2 protein-coding genes are annotated in these 1,322 nt (G+C 68.8%); one reads left to right on the forward strand and one right to left on the reverse strand.

What is annotated here, in order from left to right; all coding sequences use genetic code 11:
* Positions 1-304, forward strand: a 304-nt coding sequence (locus tag AC27LF_RS45455) for a hypothetical protein (protein ID WP_479665217.1), incomplete at its 5' end; no start/stop codon positions are given.
* Here the strand turns inward: AC27LF_RS45455 and AC27LF_RS45460 are convergent.
* Positions 246-1,052 (reverse strand): IS5 family transposase, encoded by an 807-nt coding sequence (locus AC27LF_RS45460; RefSeq protein ID WP_479658210.1) that lies wholly within the window; start codon positions 1,050-1,052, stop codon positions 246-248. The two genes, AC27LF_RS45455 and AC27LF_RS45460, sit on opposite strands and share 59 nt — an antisense overlap.
* Positions 1,053-1,322: the final 270 nt, after the last annotated feature.

Below are 1,322 nucleotides of genomic sequence, written 5' to 3' on the forward strand. Positions count from 1 at the left end.
GCCGACGCCGACGCCGACGCCGACGGGCGGGGCGGTGGCAGGGTCGGTGGTGCCGGTGTGGTGCGACGGTCTCGTGGCGTCGGTGCTGGCGCCGGACTATCAGCGGATCCTTGATGTCCTCGCCGGTTCAAAGGAGGCGCTGTCATGCAAGGAGCTGGCCGTGGGACTGGGAGTGAAGCCGGTGCCGGCGAAGATCGAGGGGGTGCGGTCCAAGGCGAACCGGCTGGTCGGGCGGGGCTGGTTGCTCAAGGAGCCGTCAGGGCGGTTCGCGCTCGCGCCGGGGCTGCGAGGCGGCGGGTCATGAGCATCGTCATCGACCACAGGATCATCGCCTCGCTGGAATCGCATCGGCGCTCGTAGTCGCGTGCCAGGCGCCTCGACCGCATCAGCCACCCGAACGTTCGCTCCACCACCCACCGGCGCGGCAGCACCACGAACTTCTTCACGTCGTCGCTGCGCTTGACGACCGTGACGACCAGGTGCAGCACGGCCAGCGCCCAGGAGACGAGCACACCGGTGTAGCCGGAGTCGGCCCACAGCTTGGTGATCGTGGGGAACCGGCCGTGCAGGGCGGGCAGCATCTCGGCGGCGGCCTGACGGTCGGTGACATCGGCGGCTGTCACCCGGATCGCCAGCAGCAGTCCGATCGTGTCGCAGATCAGGTGCCGACGCCGACCGTTGATCTTCTTGCCGCCGTCGAAGCCCCGGCTGCCGGCGCCCACGACCGCGTCGCCCTTGACCGACTGCGAGTCGATCGCCGCGGCGGTCGGCTCCGGATCGCGCCCGGCCGCCTCGCGGACTTTCCCGCGCAGCCGATCGTGGAACTCGTCGATCAGCCCGCTCTCCCGCCAGCGCCGGAAGAAGGCATAGACCCGGTCCCAGACGGGGAAGTCCACCGGCAACGCCCGCCACTTGACGCCGTTGTCGACCACGTAGAACACGGCGTCGAGCATAACGCGGTGGCAGTAGCCCTCCGGCCGGCCGCCCCGGCCCTCCAGCCAGGCCGGCACCGGCAGCAGCGGACGAACCACCTGCCACTGCTCATCGGTCATGTCAGTGTCGTAGACCCGGACCCGGGCGGGGTGGTCGGCCGCGTTCCCGAACCGGTGAGCGAGACAATCGCACACCGTGCCCGCCGAGTTGAAGTCGTCACTCTCGACCGCGTACAACAAGGACAACAGGGCCTCCGGGAGCGTTCGTGGTCTCAGCAACTCCGAACTGCACCAGAGGCCCTGTGTCCATGCACGGCCACCGTGAAATCACCCGCCCCACCGGCCACTTTCGATTCAGCCGTACTCAAGATCGATAGAACTACGGCTTCT

Source organism: Streptomyces diversicolor, assembly GCF_057537855.1.

Excerpts from the sequence above, each read along its gene's own strand:
- AC27LF_RS45460 (WP_479658210.1), bottom strand. The coding sequence starts at position 1,052 with ATGACCGATGAGCAGTGGCAGGTGGTTCGTCCGCTGCTGCCGGTGCCG.